The 20550-nt window shown below is 49.3% G+C and carries 17 protein-coding genes; 6 read left to right on the top strand and 11 right to left on the bottom strand.

Going from position 1 to position 20550, the window contains the following annotated elements; translation table 11 throughout:
* Window positions 1-7 precede the first annotated feature (7 nt).
* On the top strand, window positions 8-697 hold the full coding sequence (gene cmk / locus Tanf_RS12415; RefSeq protein WP_014224375.1) for a (d)CMP kinase: 690 nt from the start codon (window positions 8-10) through the stop codon (window positions 695-697).
* 3 nt (window positions 698-700) lie between these two features.
* Window positions 701-1567 (top strand): 4-hydroxy-3-methylbut-2-enyl diphosphate reductase, encoded by an 867-nt coding sequence (locus tag Tanf_RS12410; protein WP_046826074.1) that lies wholly within the window; start codon window positions 701-703, stop codon window positions 1565-1567.
* A gap of 213 nt (window positions 1568-1780) precedes the next feature.
* Here the strand turns inward: Tanf_RS12410 and Tanf_RS12405 are convergent, their stop codons facing one another.
* Together Tanf_RS12405 and Tanf_RS12400 are read right to left on the bottom strand one after the other, a co-directional pair.
* Window positions 1781-2401 (bottom strand): LysE family translocator, encoded by a 621-nt coding sequence (locus tag Tanf_RS12405; RefSeq protein WP_046826073.1) that lies wholly within the window; start codon window positions 2399-2401, stop codon window positions 1781-1783.
* Window positions 2402-2489: 88 nt separating this feature from the next.
* The gene (locus Tanf_RS12400; RefSeq protein WP_046826090.1) at window positions 2490-4307 is read right to left on the bottom strand and encodes an AMP-dependent synthetase/ligase; all 1818 of its coding nucleotides are present in this window, start codon (window positions 4305-4307) and stop codon (window positions 2490-2492) included.
* A gap of 253 nt (window positions 4308-4560) precedes the next feature.
* Between Tanf_RS12400 and Tanf_RS12395 the strand changes: the two genes are divergently transcribed.
* The gene (locus Tanf_RS12395; RefSeq protein ID WP_014224370.1) at window positions 4561-5550 is read left to right on the top strand and encodes a class I SAM-dependent methyltransferase; all 990 of its coding nucleotides are present in this window, start codon (window positions 4561-4563) and stop codon (window positions 5548-5550) included.
* A gap of 50 nt (window positions 5551-5600) precedes the next feature.
* Here Tanf_RS12395 and porZ read toward each other — a convergent pair whose 3' ends face one another.
* The 4 genes from porZ to leuS form a co-directional block, all read right to left on the bottom strand.
* A complete protein-coding gene (gene porZ, locus Tanf_RS12390) occupies window positions 5601-7910 on the bottom strand; it encodes a type IX secretion system anionic LPS delivery protein PorZ (protein WP_052449111.1) in 2310 nt (769 codons plus the stop codon).
* Between the two features lie 72 nt (window positions 7911-7982).
* Window positions 7983-8561, bottom strand: a complete 579-nt coding sequence (locus tag Tanf_RS12385) for a non-canonical purine NTP diphosphatase (protein WP_014224368.1) — start codon at window positions 8559-8561, stop codon at window positions 7983-7985.
* Window positions 8562-8649: 88 nt separating this feature from the next.
* Window positions 8650-9525 (bottom strand): YitT family protein, encoded by an 876-nt coding sequence (locus Tanf_RS12380; protein ID WP_046826072.1) that lies wholly within the window; start codon window positions 9523-9525, stop codon window positions 8650-8652.
* A complete protein-coding gene (leuS, locus tag Tanf_RS12375; protein ID WP_046826088.1) occupies window positions 9522-12359 on the bottom strand; it encodes a leucine--tRNA ligase in 2838 nt (945 codons plus the stop codon). Before leuS ends, Tanf_RS12380 begins: the two co-directional genes overlap by 4 nt.
* 323 nt (window positions 12360-12682) lie before the next feature.
* Between leuS and Tanf_RS12370 the strand changes: the two genes are divergently transcribed.
* A complete protein-coding gene (locus Tanf_RS12370; RefSeq protein WP_140230616.1) occupies window positions 12683-13414 on the top strand; it encodes a hypothetical protein in 732 nt (243 codons plus the stop codon).
* Here Tanf_RS12370 and ybeY read toward each other — a convergent pair.
* Both ybeY and Tanf_RS12360 read right to left on the bottom strand, forming a co-directional pair.
* Window positions 13407-13832, bottom strand: coding sequence for an rRNA maturation RNase YbeY (gene ybeY / locus Tanf_RS12365; protein ID WP_046826071.1), 426 nt, complete (start codon window positions 13830-13832; stop codon window positions 13407-13409). The genes Tanf_RS12370 and ybeY overlap by 8 nt on opposite strands.
* On the bottom strand, window positions 13829-15064 hold the full coding sequence (locus Tanf_RS12360; RefSeq protein ID WP_046826070.1) for a nucleoside recognition domain-containing protein: 1236 nt from the start codon (window positions 15062-15064) through the stop codon (window positions 13829-13831). Before Tanf_RS12360 ends, ybeY begins: the two co-directional genes overlap by 4 nt.
* A 97-nt stretch (window positions 15065-15161) precedes the next feature.
* On the opposite strand from Tanf_RS12360, the gene Tanf_RS12355 reads away from it, so the two are divergent.
* Window positions 15162-16127, top strand: coding sequence for a 2-hydroxyacid dehydrogenase family protein (locus tag Tanf_RS12355; protein WP_046826087.1), 966 nt, complete (start codon window positions 15162-15164; stop codon window positions 16125-16127).
* Window positions 16124-16840, top strand: a complete 717-nt coding sequence (locus Tanf_RS12350; protein ID WP_046826069.1) for a DNA alkylation repair protein — start codon at window positions 16124-16126, stop codon at window positions 16838-16840. The genes Tanf_RS12355 and Tanf_RS12350 overlap by 4 nt, the downstream gene beginning before the upstream one ends.
* A 124-nt stretch (window positions 16841-16964) precedes the next feature.
* Here the strand turns inward: Tanf_RS12350 and pckA are convergent, their stop codons facing one another.
* The 3 genes from pckA to Tanf_RS12335 form a co-directional block, all read right to left on the bottom strand.
* Window positions 16965-18557 (bottom strand): phosphoenolpyruvate carboxykinase (ATP), encoded by a 1593-nt coding sequence (gene pckA, locus Tanf_RS12345; protein WP_046826068.1) that lies wholly within the window; start codon window positions 18555-18557, stop codon window positions 16965-16967.
* A 226-nt stretch (window positions 18558-18783) separates the two neighbouring features.
* Entirely contained in the window at window positions 18784-19224 is a 441-nt protein-coding gene (locus Tanf_RS12340) for a phospholipase (RefSeq protein WP_371327237.1), read from the bottom strand.
* A 22-nt stretch (window positions 19225-19246) separates the two neighbouring features.
* A complete protein-coding gene (locus Tanf_RS12335) occupies window positions 19247-20479 on the bottom strand; it encodes a 3-phosphoshikimate 1-carboxyvinyltransferase (RefSeq protein ID WP_046826067.1) in 1233 nt (410 codons plus the stop codon).
* Window positions 20480-20550: the final 71 nt, after the last annotated feature.

The following is a 20550-nucleotide window of genomic DNA, read 5'->3' as shown; positions in this document are numbered from 1 at the left end:
AGAGCATATGAAAAAAATCATTGTGGCCGTTGACGGGTTCTCCTCGTGCGGTAAGAGTACAATGGCAAGAGCGCTCGCCAAGGCCGTCGGGTATACCTACATCGACACCGGCGCTATGTACAGAGCAGTGACGCTATATGCGATACGTCAAGGCTTTTTTCATGGCGACACACTAAACGAAGCGGCATTGCAACAAGCGATGGATAACGTAGATATTACCTTTTGGCCGAACCCCGAAACGGGAATGTCGGAAACATTCCTGAACGGTGAACCGGTGGAGACCGAGATTCGTAGCATGGAAGTATCGAACCGTGTCAGTCGGGTTGCGGCTTTAGGGTTTGTTCGTCATGCACTTGTCTCAAAACAACAAGCCATGGGAGAGGCAAGAGGCATCGTAATGGACGGCCGCGACATCGGGACGGTCGTTTTTCCACAGGCAGAACTAAAGATTTTCGTAATCGCGTCGGCCGAGATACGTGCACAGAGACGGGTAAAAGAAATGAATGAGAAGGGACAGCCCGTTTCGTTCGATGAAGTTCTGAAGAATGTACAGGGACGTGACAAGTTGGATATGACCCGTGCCGAAAGCCCGCTTCGCAAAGCAGACGATGCAATCGAATTAGATAACACTTACATGACCATCGCCGAACAACAAGCATGGTTGATGCGTGAGTTTCGTAAAGCAACGGAAAAATAAACCATGGTAGAAGTAACGATAGATCGCGGATCGGGCTTTTGTTTCGGTGTCGTAAAAGCCATTCAAAGTGCCGAACGCGAGCTGAAGCAAACCGATGAGCTTTACAGTTTAGGTGATCTGGTGCATAACAGCCTCGAGATGGAGCGCCTGAAGGCATTGGGACTTCACACGATCGGGCATGCGGATCTGGCACATCTGCGTAACCGTACCGTACTGCTCCGTGCACATGGTGAACCGCCTTCGACCTACGCACTTGCCCAAAAGAATCAGATTAAAATCATCGACGCCACCTGCCCGGTTGTACTCCAATTGCAAAAACGCATCCATCGCTGTTATCAGGAAACGAAAGAATACGGAACACAATTAGTGATTTACGGCAAAAAAGGACATGCCGAAGTGAACGGTCTTGTCGGACAGACGGAAGGAACGGCCATCGTGATTGAGAAGCTTGACGATATCGAAAAACTTGATTTTCATAGAGATATAATACTTTTTTCACAGACCACCAAACCTCTTGACGGCTTCGGGAAAGTGGTGGAAGCCATACGCGCGAGGATTTCGTCCGACGTAACATTCCAATATTTCGACACGATCTGCCGGCAAGTGGCCAATCGTTTGCCGAACATACGCGATTTTGCGCTGCAACATGATTGTATCTATTTCGTGGCCGGCAAGAAAAGCTCGAACGGGCAAATGCTGTTCGAACAGTGCCTTCAGGCCAATCCGCATTCGGTATTTATCACCTCGGCAGCCGATATTGCCGAGCCGCTTCCGGAGGATATCCGTAGCGTAGGTATCTGTGGCGCTACATCCACTCCCAAATGGTTGATGGAAGAAGTAGCCGAGCGCGTGAAAATGCTTAATCCATAGCTTTCTTGATTGATTCCTTTTCGGGGAGCACGTTTTTTATCTTCTGATTGATATGCTTTGGCAAGGCATGCGAAAGACGTGCTTGAAGCTTTGCTCTAACTCTTGGCTTTGAAGGGATGAATATCGGCGTATTTACTCGTCCCATTATGGGCACAAAAGCACGAAATCATTTAAACCAATTGATGGACGGTACTGATATTTAAGAAGTTTTACTTATTCGATAAAGGCATAGACAATTCCGACGACTGCGAGCACGAGGATCACGCTTCCCACAATCTGGTTCAGGATACGGATACCGCGGATGTTAAACCAGCGCCGAAGCTTGGAGATGATATAGGTGACGAAAAACCACCAGAGGACTGCTCCTACGGCAATGCCTCCCAACCCGCTCGGTACATCCCACACGCTGGCCGAAAAGACAAAAGCAAACCGTGCAAACAGCCCGATATACAGGAGTACAATCAACACATTGCTGAATGTCAGTAGAAAAGCTGATACGAAATCCTGAACGAAAGACATCTTATGCTCCCTGTTTTTCTTCAACTGTTTCACCGGGTTACTGCGAAAAATGTAATATCCGAAGACGCCCAGCATAATGCTTCCGAAGATCCGGAGCGGCTGCTGATGAGCTTCCACGAAGTTCACAACGAGTCCCATAAACAAACCGGTAAAGGCCGCATAAAGGACATCGGACAGCGCCGCACCCAGCCCGCTGACAAACCCGTGCCATCGTCCTTTCGACAAGGTTCGCTGGATACACAGCATCCCGATAGGCCCCATCGGAGCCGAGACCAGAATACCGATAATCATACCCGTATAGAAAAGTTCAATCATCGTTCTTTACAGCCGGTGCTTTGCCAACACCGACCTTCTGCCTGTTTTATTGAATGAGCCAATTATTTGCAAAGGTACACTTTTCTGCTTACTCTTTATACATCGCGGCGATCTGGGCTGCATAGCGACGGGCGATTACGCCGCGGCGCAGCTTAAGCGTATCGGTTAGTTCGCCCTCCTCCATCGAAAAAGGTTCGGAAAGCAAGGTAAAGCGTTTGATCTTCTCGAACGAAGCAAAATGTTTCTGGCACTCTTCGATGTTCGATTGAAAGAGACGTACGATTTCTTCTTTCCCGATCAGTTCGCGATGATCGCCGTAAGCAATTCCTTTCTTGCGGGCGTAGGCTTCGAGTGCCGGAAAAGCCGGTACGATAAGAGCGCTGACAAACTTATGTTCGTCGGCGATGACAGCGCACTGTTCGATGTAAGTATTGCCGCTCAGGCTCATTTCAATGGCCTGCGGAGCGATATATTTCCCGTTCGACGTTTTGAACAGGTCTTTGATACGTTCGAGGAAATAGAGTGTTTTGCCTTCGAGCCGGCCGGCGTCACCGGTACGAAAGAAGCCGTCGTCGGTAAAAGCCTTTTTCGTTTCCTCCGGTTTTTTGTAATACCCCGCAGTGACGGTTTTACCTCGGACGAGAATCTCGTTCGTGGCTTCATCGATCCGTACCTCGAGGCCGGGCATGATGGTGCCGATAGACCCGACAATATATCCCTTCGTCGGATAGCAACATACGGTGGCACTTGTTTCGGAGAGACCGTATCCATAGATGATCGGAATGTTTACCGACAGGAGGAACGTGGCGATATTGTCGGCCAAAGGGGCTCCGGCAACGGGAAAGAGCGTCCCGCGTTGAAGCCCGACGGCTTTTTTCAGCATGATGAAGAGTGTTTTATCGTAGAGATAATATTTCAACATCAGTCCTAATGGCGGTTTCCGGCCATTATTCCGATAGTCGAAGGTATAACGCCGTCCCGTCTTGATCGCATCGCGAAACAGCCACTGCGTGATTTGCGGTGACTGTTCGATCTTTTCCTGTACGCCGCTATATACTTTTTCCCAGAACCGCGGAACGTTGCACATCAGGGTCGGGCGTATTTCGGGAAGTGTTTTCTGAATCTCTTTCGGATACCGGTTGATCGCCATCCGTACGCCTTTGTAGAGGCAAAAGCAAGCCCAGCCTTTTTCGAAGATATGTACGAGCGGAAGAAAGCACATCGACAAGTCGTGATCGTTGACCATCGGCAGGCGGATGTCGTGGATACGCATCATTTCGCGCAGATTGGCGTGGGTGAGGATGACGCCTTTCGGTTCGCCCGTCGTGCCGGAAGTGTAGACAATCAAGGCAATATCGCCATCGATGGCTTCGTTGCGGCGGATTTTGGTGCCGGTCTCGGCATGCGCATTATCGCCGAGACGGATGAATTCATCGAAGTAGATCGATGTCCGGTCTTCGGGATAACGTACCACATTTCGGTCGAAGATAACGAGTTTCTTCAGCGTATTGCCCATTTCTTGCTGTACCTTGAAAGCATTGTTATATTGTTGCTGTTCTCCGACGAAGAGGAGACGTATCTCGGCTTCACGGATAATGTATGCGATCTGATCGGGTGAATTTGTCGGATACATCGGCACTTCAGCCGCACGGATGCCGTAAGCGCCGAATGAGGTAAAGAAACATTCCGGCATGTTCTGCGCATAGATCCCGATATTCTCCTGTATATCGATCCCGTATTCGATCATGGCTTGTGAAGTCAAACGGACCTTGTCGGCAAGTTCTGCCCATGAAATTTTGAGCCATTTTCCACTCTTCGGCTCACGATGAAGTAATTCCGTCCGATCGTCGTATTTCTCGGCTTGACGGTATATCATTTCTGCAAAATGGTAATTCGCTGCTTTCATTATTTTATTCTTGCTTTTGAAACGGACAAATCTACACAAAAAAACGGTCTTTTCATAAAAATCGAGATGACAGCTTTCCTGCCAAGGCATCGAGAACCGTGTGTGAAGATAATGATGACCTTACTACTTATAAATCGCATTGAAAGAAAAATATTGTTTTCTGACTTAATTTTTGTTCGAAAATCGGATTGCTACAAATTTATTTATATATTTGTCCCGTGTTTTTAATCTTAACTGTTTTGTATACTGAGAGATGAAACGATGGATTACATGGGAAGATTTGATTGATGTGTATGTAAAGTTGCATCAACGGGGCATTCGTTTTCTTTTGTCCAAACTGACGTTCAACAGCACAAAGAAATCCATTAGCGCTTTCGATGCTTCGTTGGGAGGAACTTCCAATTGGTGGGAAATACCATTAATAAAAGAACGATGGAATCGAATGATAACCGGTGATTCACAAATTGATTTCAAATCGTATTTCATTAATAAATATCTTTCCGGTGCTCAATCGCCATTGCGTGTCCTGTCTTTGGGATCAGGATATTGTCAGCATGAATTGGTGTTGGCATCCTGTCCGCTCTTCAGGGAAATCGTTTGCCTTGACATCAATCAGGGCAATTTGGATGAGGCGGCTGCTCAAGCTAAGGAAAAAGGACTGCATAATCTGAGCTTTTGCTGTAAAAGTATTGAACAGTATGATTTTGCTTCCGAGCGATTCGATATGGTTATGTTCAACAATTCACTCCATCACTTTCGTGATGTCCGGACGTTATTGGGGAAAAAGATCAAGCAATGTCTGAAGCCGGAAGGAATGCTTCTGATTAACGAATATGTTGGGGCGACACGATTTCAGTTTTCTCGTATGCAAATACAAGCGATTAATAAGGCGATACGGTTGATAGACAAACCGTATCGCCGTCGTTACAAGACGTCGTTGTATAAAAAGCGTTATTACGGAACCGGTTGGCTTCGAGTTTTCTTAGCTGATCCGTCGGAAGCGGTAGATTCGGCCAATATCATGCCTGCCGTGCATGAATATTATCATACGATAGAAGAGAAGCCGTTTGGCGGCAATATCTTGGCTTTTGCGCTAAAAGACATTGCTTTTCATTTTGCAACTCCAGACAGGAGAAGTCGTGAATTGTTAGAAAGCCTTTTCCAATTCGAAGATGACTATCTGAAAGAACATCGCAGCGATTTCGTTTTCGGTCTTTACCGGTTAAAAACACACGAAACCTAAGAATGCGGCTCCGTTTTTTCCATGTTTTGCGCTTTATTTAAAAAAATCGTTTATTGAACGACTGCAATTTTCGTGACTACACTTTCAGCGCCTTGCGGAGTAGAGGCCAGGACAAGGTAGATCCCTGCGGCGACACGTCGACCGTTATGTGAACGGCCGTTCCATGTAGCTTGGCCGCCGGCCGATTTTGTCTGATAAATCAGGTTCCCGTTCAGATCGGTAATCTTGATGTTCGAGTCGGCCATCAAGCCGGTAATCGTTACACTTCCATCGAAATCAGGGCGAACAGGATTTGGAAAGGCATACACATCGGAGTAGTTAGAACGGGCTTCGGTGGCAGTGCCGAGATAGGAGATGATGCCTTTATCGGTGCCGATAAAGACTTCGCCCGTTTTATGATCGATGGCAATACTCAGGATATTATCGGAAAGGAGAGGAGAATTATCGGCCGTAAAGTGTTCGATGGTTTCCGTTCCGGTGGGGTTAATGAGAAATATCCCGGAGCTACCGGTTCCGATCCATTTACGGTTTCCGCCATCCACCGCAATCGCATTGATTTGTTCACTACTCAGGAACAGACCATTCGATCCGTCATCGTTGGGGCGTACAATCATACTCCCAAAAAAGTTTTTCGGGTCTTTGATTGCATTCTCGGGTGCAGAGCATATGATCGGCCCTTGATCTGTGCCAAGCCATATTCCACCGTTCAGGTCTTCGGCCATACAATAAATGTTATTTAGATTCAGCGCCTCTCCACGAGCGTTCTTTAATGTGCCAAAAAAGTTCGACTTATCGTCGGAAGGTTCTGTCGGCGTACCGTTATCATCGAATACAAGAATCCCTGTATTGCCGCGCGGAACATTGACCCATTTGTGCCCTTTGGAGGTAATCATGATTCGACCGATAAAAGTAGCATTACTTACGCCTTTGAAGAATAACGACTTCCAGGTCCCGTCAACAGTCCGTACAACAATACCGTTGGGGGCACTACAGTTTGTCATCCATAAATTTTTATTCTTATCGAAACAAATACCGCCAACACGCACGTAATGTTCTTGCTCCGTTTCAAGAGCTGGTCGCAACGGTGTGTTCTTATGATTATATAATTGCACAAAGGCATTATCTTTTATTTCGATGACTCCTTCGCCAAAGGATGAAACGAAGTAATGATTCGCATCGTCAGGATCGACGGCAATGTCTAAGAAATCACGAATATCGTAACCGATCGCTTTTGCTGCAGCTCCTTCGTCGAAGTTTGTCCATTTCCCGTTTTCATAAGACATCAGAGTCCCTGCTCTATACCCTCGCGCCGTAGGAGTATATGTTCCTCCGGCAATGAGCAGTTTTCCTTTTTTTATGAACATAAGATCATTATAGTTTCGTTTAGGGCCCTCGATATTCAACCCTGAAACGATTGTTTCAAACGAGTTCGCATTTTTTCGCCGGATGCCGATCAGTCCTTTCGTGCCGGATGCAATCCAGTAGGTATTCGTATTCTTAAGTGCGGATACATCTTTGACATCTCCGGGCGAAACGGTCTCGGCAGGACTTTCGAGCGAAGTGTAGATGTAAAGGTCGCCACCCGTATGAGCCAACAGACGGTCGCCCTGAATCGTCATTCCTTCGATATAAATCTGTTTCACCAACGGTATGATTTGTCCGTCGTCGTTCCGGTAGTAGAGACCGGCACCTGGAATGCAGAGGCAGAGTTTATCCTGAAAGATACCGATGCGAACGATTTTCTTTTTATCAAGGTCTGCATCATGAATAGGAAGCTGCTTCCAGTTATTGAAATCCATCAGGTTATCTTTTGTGGACGCGGTGTAAAGGCCTCGTTCGGTAGAAGCATAGATCATCTCTCCGCGCAGGCATGAGGAATACACTTTCATGCCTAACTTATAAGACTCGAAAACTTCTTTCTTTTTCATGTCAATCACCACGATGCCGAAGTGAGTTGACAGATACGCCTTTTCTCCGACGAAATTGATTTCGTTCGGGGTTTTATCCTGAATGTTCCCTGCATTCTTAAGATAAGGCAGGTTATACATCCCGTCGCGATTCATCAAGTCGATATTTCCGTTGGAATAGACTACCATCAACATATGAACATCCATGTTGTAGCGGATCAGTTTGATGTCGGAATCGCTCAATCCGTTCAACTTCGTGTACATCTTCACGCTGTTGTCGTTTTTGCCGTAGCCGTAGAGTGCACCGTCGGCCATGGCGTACACGTCGTTTTCCGCCTCGGCTACGGCTGTCGTATTGTAACTCGCCAGATACGTGCGCCATCTCTCATGCTGTTGTGAGCGGATGGAAGTGCTGATAACCAGCAGGAAAAGAATCAGATGTCGGATATTCATTGCTGTTGATTGTTTTTCGTTTGTTAAAGAGATGGGTCTTGCTCTTTCTTTCGTATAACAGGGTCTTGCCGTTTACAGCCCGCTCAAGAAACCGGTCAGTTTACGTACGGCACGCGCACGATGACTGATTCCGTTTTTGACACCCTCGTCCAGCTCGGCAAAGGTTTGTTTGTACCCGTCGGGGACGAATACGGAATCGTACCCGAAGCCATTCGTACCCCGCATGACTTGTGTGATACGTCCGTAAATCATGCCTTCAAACAGATACTCATTGCCCTCGATAATTAGTGCAATCACGGTACGAAACCGTGCATTACGGTTGGACTTCCCGGAGAGGTTCCCGAGCAGTTTGCGAATGTTGGCAATGTTGTCGCACTCCGGACCGGCATAGCGTGCCGAATAAACCCCCGGCTCACCGCACAGCGCATCGACCTCCAGCCCTGTATCGTCAGCGAAGCAATCGTATCCGAGCTTCATTTTCACGTAGCGCGCTTTCTGCATCGCATTACCTTCGAGTGAAGATGACGTTTCGGGCAACTCGTCGGAGCATTTCAGATCCGAGAGACCGAGCACCTCGATCTCCGGTGGCATCATGGCGCGCACCTCCCGGAGCTTATGTTCGTTGTTCGTAGCAAATACCAATGTTTTCACTGCTTTTTCTTCTTTTTTTTAAAACATCCGGCTTTCAACAAATGTTCACCTATCAAAAGAACGCAATCAAAATCGTAAAATTGTATGGCTATGCTTTTATGGGTTCAAAACCTTCACCGTATACTCCGCGTACGACACTTTGCGAAATAAACGCCTGGCTGTCGATTGATTTGATAAGACGGAAGATCGTTACGCTCTCGCGACGCTTGGCAATAAGCACGATCACTTTCATCGGTCTGTGTGAATAGCCGCCTTCGCCGTTGAGGATGGTACATCCCCGTCCGAGGTCTTTGATGATGCGCTCCACAATCTCGTCATATTTGCGCGAAAAGATCAGGAATTGCACCGACTGGGTATTGGCATTGAGAATGCGGTCGAGCATGTACGAGTTGATTCCCATCTCCACGAACCCAAGCACAATCTTGTCGACATTTTGGAAAATAAAATACGAACAACTCACGATCACAAGGTCTAACAAGACCATTCCCGCACCGATGGATACATGTTTGTATTTGTTGATGATTGCCGCAATGATATCGGTGCCTCCCGTACTGCCGCCGGCCGAGAACACGAGTCCCATGCCGGTACCGCAGATTAAAGCGCCGATGATGATCGACATAAAGACTTCACCGCTCTCCATGATGGGTTTACCGCTTAACAGCTGTTCGAAGAACCAGAACCAGAACGACAGAGCGACTACGCCAAAGATCGTTTTTAACAAGAATTTAAGTCCCAATACTTTGAATGCAATAGCAAGCAGAAGAAGATTGATTACGAAATAAGAAGTGGAAACCGGGATGCCCGTTGCAAAATAAATTAAGGCGCCAATACCGCTCAATCCTCCGGTAACCACCTGATTAGAGAGGATAAAACCATTGAATCCGAATCCATACATGGCGGTACCGAGACAGATCAGGAGGTAATCCTTCAAAGGATAATAAATTTTTCGAATCGAATCTTTCATAGTACGATATTTACAATTTTATGAGGTACGACAATGATCTTTCGGGGTGTTTTCCCTTCGATCCATCGTGCAGAGTTCTCATGGGTTAATGCTGCCTTCTCCACTGCTTCGCGCGACAGATCGGCCGGCAGTTCAAGACTGAACCGTGTCTTTCCGTTGAATGAAATGGCATATGTTACCGAGCTTTCGACCAGGTACTGCTCATCGTACGACGGCCATGCCGCATCACAGATGCTCGTCGTGTTGCCGAGGGCATGCCAGAGCTCTTCGGTGATATGCGGAGCAAACGGGGCGAGGACGATCAACAGCGGCTCAAGAATAGCGCGTTTGTGACATTTCAGGCTCGTCAGTTCGTTCAAACAAATCATCAATGCACTGACGGAGGTGTTGTAGGAGAAATGTTCGATGTCGTACGTTACTTTTTTGATCAGTTTATGAAGCGCTTTCCGTTCGTCAGCCGTCGATTCATCGGTGATGACCCCCCATTCGCCGGATTGGCAGTAAAAGATCCCCCACAGTCTTTTCAGGAAGCGGTGAACCCCGTCGATACCATTCGTATCCCACGGCTTCGACTGTTCAAGAGGACCAAGGAACATTTCGTAGAGACGCAGCGTATCGGCGCCGAACTTCTCAACAATAAGGTCGGGGTTGACGACGTTAAACATCGATTTCGACATTTTCTCAATCGCCCATCCGCAAACGTACCGACCGTCTTCGAGCACAAATTCGGCATCCTTATATTCGGGATTCCAGTTGCGGAAGGCTTCGATATCCAGAAGATCGTTGTCAACGATATTCACATCCACATGGATCGGCGTCACTTCGTAATTGTCTTTCAGATGGAGTGAAACGAATTGATTTGTACCGACAATGCGATATACGAAGTTGGATCGTCCCTGTATCATACCCTGATTGATCAATTTTTTATACGGTTCCTCCTCGCACGAAACGCCGAGATCGTACAGGAATTTATTCCAGAAACGGCTGTAAATAAGGTGTCCCGTAGCATGTTCCGTCCCGCCGATGTACAGGTCGACATTGCGCCAGTATTCGTCCGCTTGCCGTGAAACGAGCGCCCGGTCATTGTGCGGGTCCATATAACGGAGGTAGTAGGCCGATGAGCCTGCAAACCCCGGCATGGTACACAGTTCGAGCGGAAATACGGTACGGCGGTCGATTTTCGTGTTTTCTACGACTTGCCGTTTTTCGCAATCCCAGGCCCATGTCGTCGCCCGTCCGAGCGGAGGTTCGCCCGTCTCGGTCGGCAGGAACTTATCGACATCGGGCAGTCTGAGCGGCAGACACTCTTCGGGGATCGGTTGCGGCATACCCTCGGCATCGTAGTATATCGGGAACGGTTCACCCCAGTAACGCTGGCGGCTGAAGATCGCGTCGCGCAGACGGTAGTTGATTTTGACATAACCCAATTTTTTGTCTTCGATATACCGCTTTGTCTTTGCGATGGCATCGGGAATATCGAGTCCGTTGAGCACCAGACCATCCGGCAGCTCCTTACCCGGCATCGGCGAGTTCATCATTTTGCCTTCCTTGGCGTCGAAGCTCTCTTCGGAGACATCGCACCCTTCGATCAACGGAATAATCGGGAGGCCGAACTGTTTGGCAAAGGCATAGTCGCGGCTGTCGTGCGCAGGAACGGCCATAATGGCTCCGGTACCGTATCCGGCCAGCACATAATCACTGATCCAGATGGGAATGGGTTCTTGGGTCATCGGATGGACAGCGTATGAACCGGAGAAGACGCCCGTCATGCGTCGGTCGGAGATGCGTTCGCGTTCGGTGCGTCGTTTGACGGACTCAAGGTAAGCCTCTACCTTCGGCTTCTGTTCGTCGGTCGTAAGTGCAGATACATAGTCGCTTTCGGGGGCAAGGACCATAAAGGTGACTCCGAAAACCGTATCGGCGCGCGTCGTGAAAATTTCTATCTTTTTGTCACTTTCTGCAATGGAAAAATACATTTGAGCCCCTTCGCTTCGTCCGATCCAGTTTCGTTGCGTCTCTTTCAGCGATTCGGTCCAGTCGATCCGCTCCAATCCGTCGAGCAGTCGTTGTGCATAGGCTGACACGCGCAGACACCACTGACGCATCACTCTCTGCTCTACCGGATAGCCGCCGCGTATCGAGAGACCTTCGCTCACCTCATCGTTGGCCAATACGGTACCGAGCATCGGACACCAGTTGACCATCGTATCTCCAAGGTAAGCCAGGCGATAATTCATCAAGGTCTCCTGTTGTTCTTTCCGGCTCATCGCCTTCCAATCGCCGGCTGTGAACGTCAACACCTCCGTACAGGCTACATCCAGCTCTTCCGTGCCACCCGTTTCGAATGCTTTCACAAGGTCTTCGATGGGACGTGCCTGTCGGGTGCGGTTACAGTAATAGCTGTCGAACATCCGCAAAAAGGCCCATTGCGTCCAGTGGTAATAGCCGGGTTCGCAGGTACGTACTTCGCGACTCCAATCGAACGAGAACCCGATCTTGTCTAACTGTTCGCGGTAACGGCTGATGTTATTTTCCGTCGTCACCTCCGGGTGCTGACCGGTCTGAATGGCATACTGTTCGGCCGGGAGCCCGTACGCATCGTACCCCATGGGGTGAAGTACGTTAAATCCCTGAAGGCGTTTATAGCGCGCGTAAATATCCGAAGCAATGTATCCCAGCGGGTGGCCTACGTGCAATCCCGCCCCCGAAGGATAGGGGAACATATCTAATACATAATATTTGGGCTTACGGTCATTTTCCTTTACTTCGTAAGTCTTATCTGCGACCCACCGTGCCTGCCATTTCTTCTCGATTTCCCTGAATGTATAATCCATACTTTCACTGTTTGATTCGGTTAACCGTCTGCCGTATGAACTCATACGGCGCGTAACCGACCATTAAACGTTTTTTATATAATTCTTAATTTTGCTGCAAATTTATATGATTTTCTTTAAACTTCGCACAGTCGCTTTTAAAAACAAGGTGAATGGGTTAAGAGAAGTAAAGGAGGAATACAATAGTCCGACCGTGCATTAGCCCGAAAGAAAATCGGGGAAAAAATGGCGATGCGAACAGGCGATTCGAGATTTTTGCTTACTTTTGGGGTGTTAATATGTTAAAGCGTAAAAGTAAGAACATGTTTACGATCGGAAATAGGATGAAAGCAAGCAAGAGTTCAATTCTACCATTGGTGGGGGCGTTTCGGAAGTTTTTGGGGGCAGGGTGCCTATTCTTTCTCCTGTTTTCCGGGTCACATGCACAGGAAGAGGAGCGCAAACTGAATCTGAGAGCGCCGGTTCCGCCGGAGATGGAAAAAGAAAGAGAGATAAAGATGAAACTCAATCTGCCCGATCATCGGTGGGAGTATTCTCATTATCGTCTGTTAAGTACGATGAATCTATCGGACGATTTCCATGTGACTTCGTATCCCGTAGACCGGAAGCTCCGACTCTTTCTGTATAACCGCAGGGAATTGTCGCCGGGGGTGAGTGACGTATATAAGGCCGGCGGCGGCGTTCAAGCCCACATCAACGAGTCGTTTCTTCTTCAGAGCGGTTTTTACGCGATGCGATATACCCATAATTTCGGTTATCGCCCGTACTATGACGGCATAAGTTTCCTTATGACGTCGTATCAGGTAAACTCATGGTTTACCCTCGGAGCTTACGGCCGATACTCGATGGGGGCGAGCCATAATGCGCAACATGGCTCCATGTTATCTTCGCCTTTCGTTCCTCATACCGGCTATGGGGTCTCTGCTACAACGATGTTCAACGATATCTTTGGATTCTATGGTACGGTCGGCCGGGAGTTTAATCCGTTCGAGGGCAAATGGAGAACCGTTTACGACGTTTCTCCCATCATTAATCTCGGTAAACTGTTCAAGTAGCCGGCGTGTCGAGCAGTTGCAGCGCTTCGTTCTCATATCGTTCCATCACGGCGCGGGCGCCCGGCGCTTTGTCGTCGATCCCGCACAGATGCAGGACGCCGTGGATGATCACCCGATACAATTCACTGTCGTATGCCACGGCGAATTTTTCGGCATTGGTACGAACCGTATCGAGACTGATAAAGAGGTCGCCCGATATCATGTCGTCTTCGGAATAATCGAACGTAATGATGTCGGTATAATAATCGTGCTGTAAGTACATGCGATTTACATCGAGGATCTTCTCGTCCGAACAGAAAATATAGGCGATATCTCCTACCGTTTTGCCATGAAGAGCTGCTACGCGTTTAATCCAGGCACTTGTTTTGCGCTTGGGGAATACAGGCATTTTTACGTCTTCCGTAGTGTAAGTAATCATACTGAAAAGAATAAATATGTCATGGCTATTGCGGTGAGCGCCCCTGCCAGATCGGCCAGCAGCGCGCACGAAATCGTATGTCGCGTGTTGTGGATGGCCACGCTGCCGTAGTACACGGCCGCCACGTAGAAGACCGTATCCGTCGAGCCTTGCGCCACGCAGGCCAGCCGTCCCACGAACGAATCGGCACCGTATGTTCCCATCGCATCCAACATCATGCCCCGTGCTCCGCTGCCGCTCAACGGTTTCATCAGCATGGTCGGCACGCCTCCTACAAACGTGGCATCCAAGCCCGCTGACGTTACACACCAGCGAAGCCCTTCGACGAGATAATCCATTGCTCCCGATGCCCGGAACACCCCGATGGCCACTAAAATCGCGACTAAGTAGGGAATGATTTTTACTGCGGTGAGGAAACCCTCCTTCGCGCCTTCGATAAAAGCGTCATAAACATTCAATTTTTTCCGTACTCCGCAAATGATGAATCCGCAGATGATGGAAAAAAGCAGCGCGTTAGCGAACAACGTCGAGTATAACGATACTTTCTCTTGCGGAAGTGAGCGGAAGAACCATACCAGACTGCCGATAAAGGTGAAAGCGCCCAGAAAGAAGAGTAATAAATTACGTTGGAAGAGGTTGATCTTTTGGACAATGCCGACAGCTATAATAGCCACGAGCGTAGAGACGAATGTGGTAAGCAAAATCGGCAGAAAGATATCCGACGGATTGGCTGCGCCGTATTGGGCACGATACATCATGATCGTAATCGGGATGACCGTCAGGCCGGAAGCGTTGATATTCAGAAACATGATCATGGCATTGCTGGCCGTATCCTTCTTCGGGTTCAGCTCCTGCAACTGCTGCATGGCACGCAGTCCGATCGGCGTGGCGGCGTTGTCAAGTCCCAACATATTGGCCGAGATATTCATAAAAATAGACCCCGCGGCCGGGTGATCTTTCGGTATCTCCGGAAACAGTTTCCCGAAAACGGGTGAGGCAATCCGGGCAAAAGCATGTATCAGGCCCGCTTTTTCACCTATCTTCATCAGTCCGAGCCAGAGAGAGAGAATGCCCGTCAATCCGATGGATACATCGAACCCCATTCGTGCCGAATCGAAAGTCGAAGAGATAATCTGTGTAAAAACATCGGTGTCCTGAAGAAAAATCAGTTTACACAAAGCAACCACGAAAGCCACTAAGATAAATCCGATCCAAATGTAGTTCAATGCCATTTTTTCTTTCTTTAGGGCACAAAATTAGTAAAACTTCATGGGATTCAACGGATGTTGCGTATTTTTGTCCGACAGTAAACCGTTTTTTTGAATGATCATGAAGAAGATATTAATTACGTATGACATGTTCCGCGAGGGGTTTGCGGAGCTGGAAAGCAGGTATGACGTGACCTTCCCGCCGAAAGGCAAAGATTTTACGTATGATGAAGTGATGGAGATGATTCCGGAGTACGATGTGCTGTGTTCCATGTTGGATTTTCCCGTCAATAAGGAATTGATCGATCGGGCGACCAACCTGAAGTTGGTGGCTAATTATGCCGTGGGATACAATAACATCGATGTCGCGTATGCGTTGGAGAAAGGGATTACGGTGACCAATACGCCGGCGCCGACAACCGAGCCGACAGCCAACCTCGCGCTCGTACTCCTGCTCGATACGGCTCGCCGCATTTCCGAATGCGACCGTAAAGTGCGCCAATTCGGCGACCAAATGAAACGAGGTACGCTCGAGAACTTAGGGATGCCGGTGACGGACATGACGCTCGGCATCATCGGGATGGGACGTATCGGGAAAGCGTTGTGCAAACGTGCCAGAGCCTGCGGCATGGAGGTGATCTATCACAACCGTCGCCGGCTCGACCTTCATGAAGAAACAACGGCCGAGGCAACATACGTTACGATGGACGAACTACTTACCCAGTCGGATTTTATCTCGCTGAATGCTCCGTACACTCCCGAGACACACCATATCATCGGTGAGGCGGAATTGAAGAAGATGAAGCCTACAGCTATCCTGATCAATACGGCACGCGGCGCTATGGTGGACGAAAAGGCGTTGATCAAAGCATTGCAGAATAAAGAAATTTACGGAGCCGGGTTGGATGTCTTCGAGTTCAACGACCGTCCGTCTCCCGAGCTGCTGACTATGGATAATGTGGTGCTCACGCCGCATATCGGTACGCAGACTACGTATTCGCGCATCAAGATGGCGCACGCCGTCAGCGATAACGTCATCGGATTCTTTGAGGACGACCGTCCCGTCAGCCGCGTATTGCATCCATGACCGCCGATTTCATCATTGCGGAATTACAGTCTGTCGGCACACCGGCCAAGGCGGCGCATCTGCAACGGTTCTTTAAGACAGGCCCCGGTCAATACGGTGAAGGTGACGTATTTATCGGGGTCGTTGTGCCGCATATCCGCAGCATTGCCAAGGCTAATCTCGGAACGCCCGTGTCGGAGCTGCACAGATTACTGCGAAGCGATTATCACGAGGCGCGTCTTTGCGCCCTGCTGATCCTGACGGAACGATTCAAAAAAGCTTCCGAAAAAGAACGCTCGGAAATCTACAAGTTCTACCTGAAGCATGCCGACCGGGCGAATAATTGGGACTTGGTAGACTTGACTTGCCCTACCATCGTAGGTCTGTATCTGCTCGATAAAGAGCGTGATATCCTGTATCGAATGGCGAAAAGCGAGTGTCTGTGGGAGCAGCGCATCGCAATCGTTTCGACAATCTCGTTTATCCGAAACAATGAATTTGCCGATACGTTCGCATTAGCCGAGAAACTCTTTTCTCATCCGCACGATTTGATACACAAAGCCGTCGGATGGATGCTGCGCGAAGTCGGCAAACGTGACCGGGAGTCTTTGACAGGCTTCCTCGAACAACATGCGCTCCGGATGCCGCGTACCGCTTTACGATATGCCATAGAACATTACCCCGAACTGCAACGACAATATTTCCTTCAGCTCAAAACCGTTTCACGTGAATAGTTGATCAGCGGTCAGATAAACCGTAAGTTTTACAAGGGCTGATACCTGTGCTGGATGAACTGAAAAAAGGACGCTCTTTTGCAAGAACGCCCTTTTTTTACACTGCTTCAGGCAGACGGACGGATTAGTCTAACTGCGGTCCCGAAGGGATCAATGCCTTGGCGGCATCGTTGTCGCAGTACTGCTCGAAGTTCTTGATGTACATTGCAGCCAGTTTTTTGGCTTTGGTTTCCCACTCGGCAGCATCGGCATACGTCTTGCGCGGGTCGAGGATATCGGATACCTTTTCCAGTTTAGCCGGAATGGTGAGGTTCATAATCGGAATGTGTTTTGTTTCCGCTTTCTCAATCGAGCCGTCGATGATGGCATCGATGATGGCGCGGGTATCCTTCAGCGAGATCCGTTTTCCGGTACCGTTCCATCCCGTGTTCACCAAGTAGGCTTTGGCGTTGTGCTTGTTCATCTTTTCCACCAGACGTTTGGCGTACATCGTGGGATGAAGCGTGAGGAAGGCTTCGCCGAATGCGGGCGAGAAGGAAGGTTGCGGTTCGGTGATGCCGCGCTCGGTTCCGGCCAGCTTCGAGGTGAATCCGCAGAGGAAGTGATACTGCGCCTGATTGTCGTCGAGGATCGATACCGGAGGTAATACGCCGAAAGCGTCGGCCGAGAGGTAGATAATCTTGTCGGCATGTCCGGCACGCGAAGGCAACACGATCTTGTTGATGTGGTAGATCGGATAGGAGACACGGGTATTTTCGGTCGTCGAACCGTCGGCAAAGTCGATGTTGCCCTGGTCGTCTACGGTGACGTTTTCCAGCAGGGCGTCGCGACGGATGGCGCGCCAGATGTCCGGCTCGTTCTCTTCGCTCAGGTTGATCACCTTGGCGTAGCAGCCACCTTCGTAGTTGAACACGCCGTGGTCGTCCCAGCCGTGCTCATCATCGCCGATAAGGTAGCGTTTAGGATCGGCCGAGAGCGTCGTTTTACCCGTTCCGGAGAGGCCGAAGAATATGGCCACGTCGCCGTCTTTGCCCACGTTGGCCGAGCAGTGCATCGAGGCAATGCCACGCAACGGCAGGTAGTAGTTCATCAGCGAGAAGATTCCCTTCTTCATTTCGCCGCCGTACCAGGTACCACCGATCACCTGCATCTTTTCTGTCAGGTCGAAGAGGGTGAAGTTTTCGGAGTTCAGTCCGTGCTCCTGCCATTTATCGTTGGTTGTTTTGGAACCGTTCAGACAAACGAAATCGGGCTCACCGTAGTGCGCCAGTTCGTAGTGCGAAGGACGGATGAACATGTTGGTTACGAAGTGAGCCTGCCAGGCTACTTCCATCACAAAACGCACTTTCATGCGGGTATCTTCGTTCGTTCCGCAGAAGGTATCCACCACGTAGAGTTTTTTCGCTTTCGAGAGCTGGGCTACTACGCGGCTTCTGCAGTAATTGAATGCTTCCTTCGTGCAGGGGCGGTTGATGGTGCCGTCCCACCAGAGGGTATCTTTGGTTACGTCGTCTTTTACAAAATATTTGTCTTTGGGCGAGCGACCGGTAAATTTACCGGTATAAACCGCGGTAGCGCCGCTTTTGGTAAGTTTTGCCTTCTCGAATCCTTCGTTGGCCGGATTCATCTCATCTTGAAACAATACTTCGTACGACGGATTGTGTACAATTTCAAAATTGCCCTTGATGCCGTACTTGCTTAAATCTAAATTTGCCATTTTGCGTTTAAGAATTAATTGATTAAAATATGTAATGCTCTTTGTTTCTTTGCTTTGTTTTTGTCAGGAATGATAACCTTTTCCTTATTCAGGTTACAAAAGTACGATGATTTTTCGGAATAGACGATTCAATTAAAGAAATTTTTCTCTATTTCTAATTTGTTTTTGAAGGCACAGGTTGATTTTGCCGTATTTGTCTGTCGGAGAACTGGAGGCTGGCCTTGCGTTATTTTCTTCGTTCGCCTACGATCAGGAAAGTTTCATCTTTGATTGCGTCAGGGAGAAAGATGCCTCGCAATTGGAGACTGCGTACCCAGCCGGAGACTTCATCTTCACGCAGTGTGTAGAGGACTTCTCGAAATTCTTCCACAGCATTATCGGAATAGGCGTCCGACGGTGTACCGCGATAGCCGTCCAGCTCTTCATCGTTATAATATTCGACAGCCCGGCTGACGACCGCCAGAAGGCTCTCCCGTTCACATAACTCATGCTGCCCGCAGCATTCTGAGGAAACTGCGATATCAGCCGACGGCTCATCGTCGTCAACATGCTCAATTTCGCCGCGCTCATATCTGCGGCGGCGCACATACCGTTCCCATTGTCCCAGTCCTGCGGCAATCAATCCCAGCACGACGATGCTTAGCAGAATATACCCTATAATCATCATTTTACTTCTTTTGTTTGTTCGGTTAAGGGTTTGTTTGGAATCCGGCGGTTTGAAGATCGTCCCAAAAGCGGGGATAGCTTTTCGACACGACTTCGGGGTTTGCGATGCTGATCCCGCCTTTTCGGCGCAGTGCGACGGGAGCAAAAGCCATGGCCATCCGGTGATCGTCATAAGTGGCGATGACCGGTTCCGGTTCGGCGTCGCATCGGTTGCCATCCCATTCAAGAACCTTGCCGTCATGCTCTGTGAGCACGACGCCGAGTTTGCACAGTTCCGTCTGTAATGCCTTCAACCGGTCGGTTTCTTTGATCCTCAGACTTTGCAATCCGCTTAACCGGAACGGGACATGCAGCATGGCACAAGTCACCGCAAGCGTTTGAGCCATATCGGGGATGCGTACACAGTCATAGTCGAAACGGTTCGGTAGGGCCATACCGCGTCGCGTAAGCCTGACACGCCCTTCGGACGTAAAGTCGGTGTGTATACCGAACGATCGGAAGAGTGATGCGATGGTTGCATCGCCCTGCAAACTGTCGGGAAGCAATCCGGGCAGTTCGATTTCGACCGGCGTCTGCGAGAGGGCCGCTACTTCGTACCAGTAAGAGGCAGCGCTCCAGTCGGCTTCGACCGTAAACGGTATGGGACGAACAGTCTGTGGACGGACGGTAAACGTCTGTCTTTCTTCTTCGACGATGATCCCGAATTGTCGCATGAGTGCGACAGTCAATCGAAGATACGGTTCGGAAACAAGCGTACCCGTCAGGTGCAGACATATTCCGCGCGTCATGGAGGGAGCGATCATCAGCAACGCGGAGATATATTGCGAACTGACGCCTGCGTCAAGGGTTACTTCCCCGCCAGGCAGGCGTCTTCCGGTAACCTTCAGCGGTGGGAAGCCTTCTTTTTCCATATAATCGATCTCCGCACCGAGCGTACGCAAGGCGTCGACCAGTGCGCGGACAGGCCGGTTACGCATCCGATCCGTTCCGGTGAGCGTTCGCTGACCGGGTCGGGAAGCGAAGTAGGCCGTGAGAAAGCGCATGGCAGTGCCGGCAGCCCGAAGGTCTACGGTTTCGCGGTCGGTACATAGCGCATCGAGCATCACAGCCGTATCATCACTGTCGGAAAGATTGTACAGCGGCTGCGGAACGGGAGATAAAGCATTGAGTATCGCCACACGATTACTGATGCTTTTGGAGGCCGGCAGGAAAATCGTTGCACAGATATTATTGGAGGCTTTGACTGTTAAATCCATAATCGACCGCAAAATTACACAATTCTTCGTAACGAGATCGAAAACGAAGCAGATGTTGAAGGAACGACTTG

Source organism: Tannerella forsythia, assembly GCF_001006485.1.
GTDB classification, from domain to species: Bacteria; Bacteroidota; Bacteroidia; order Bacteroidales; family Tannerellaceae; genus Tannerella; species Tannerella forsythia.
This window is presented reverse-complemented; position numbering and strand designations above follow the sequence as displayed.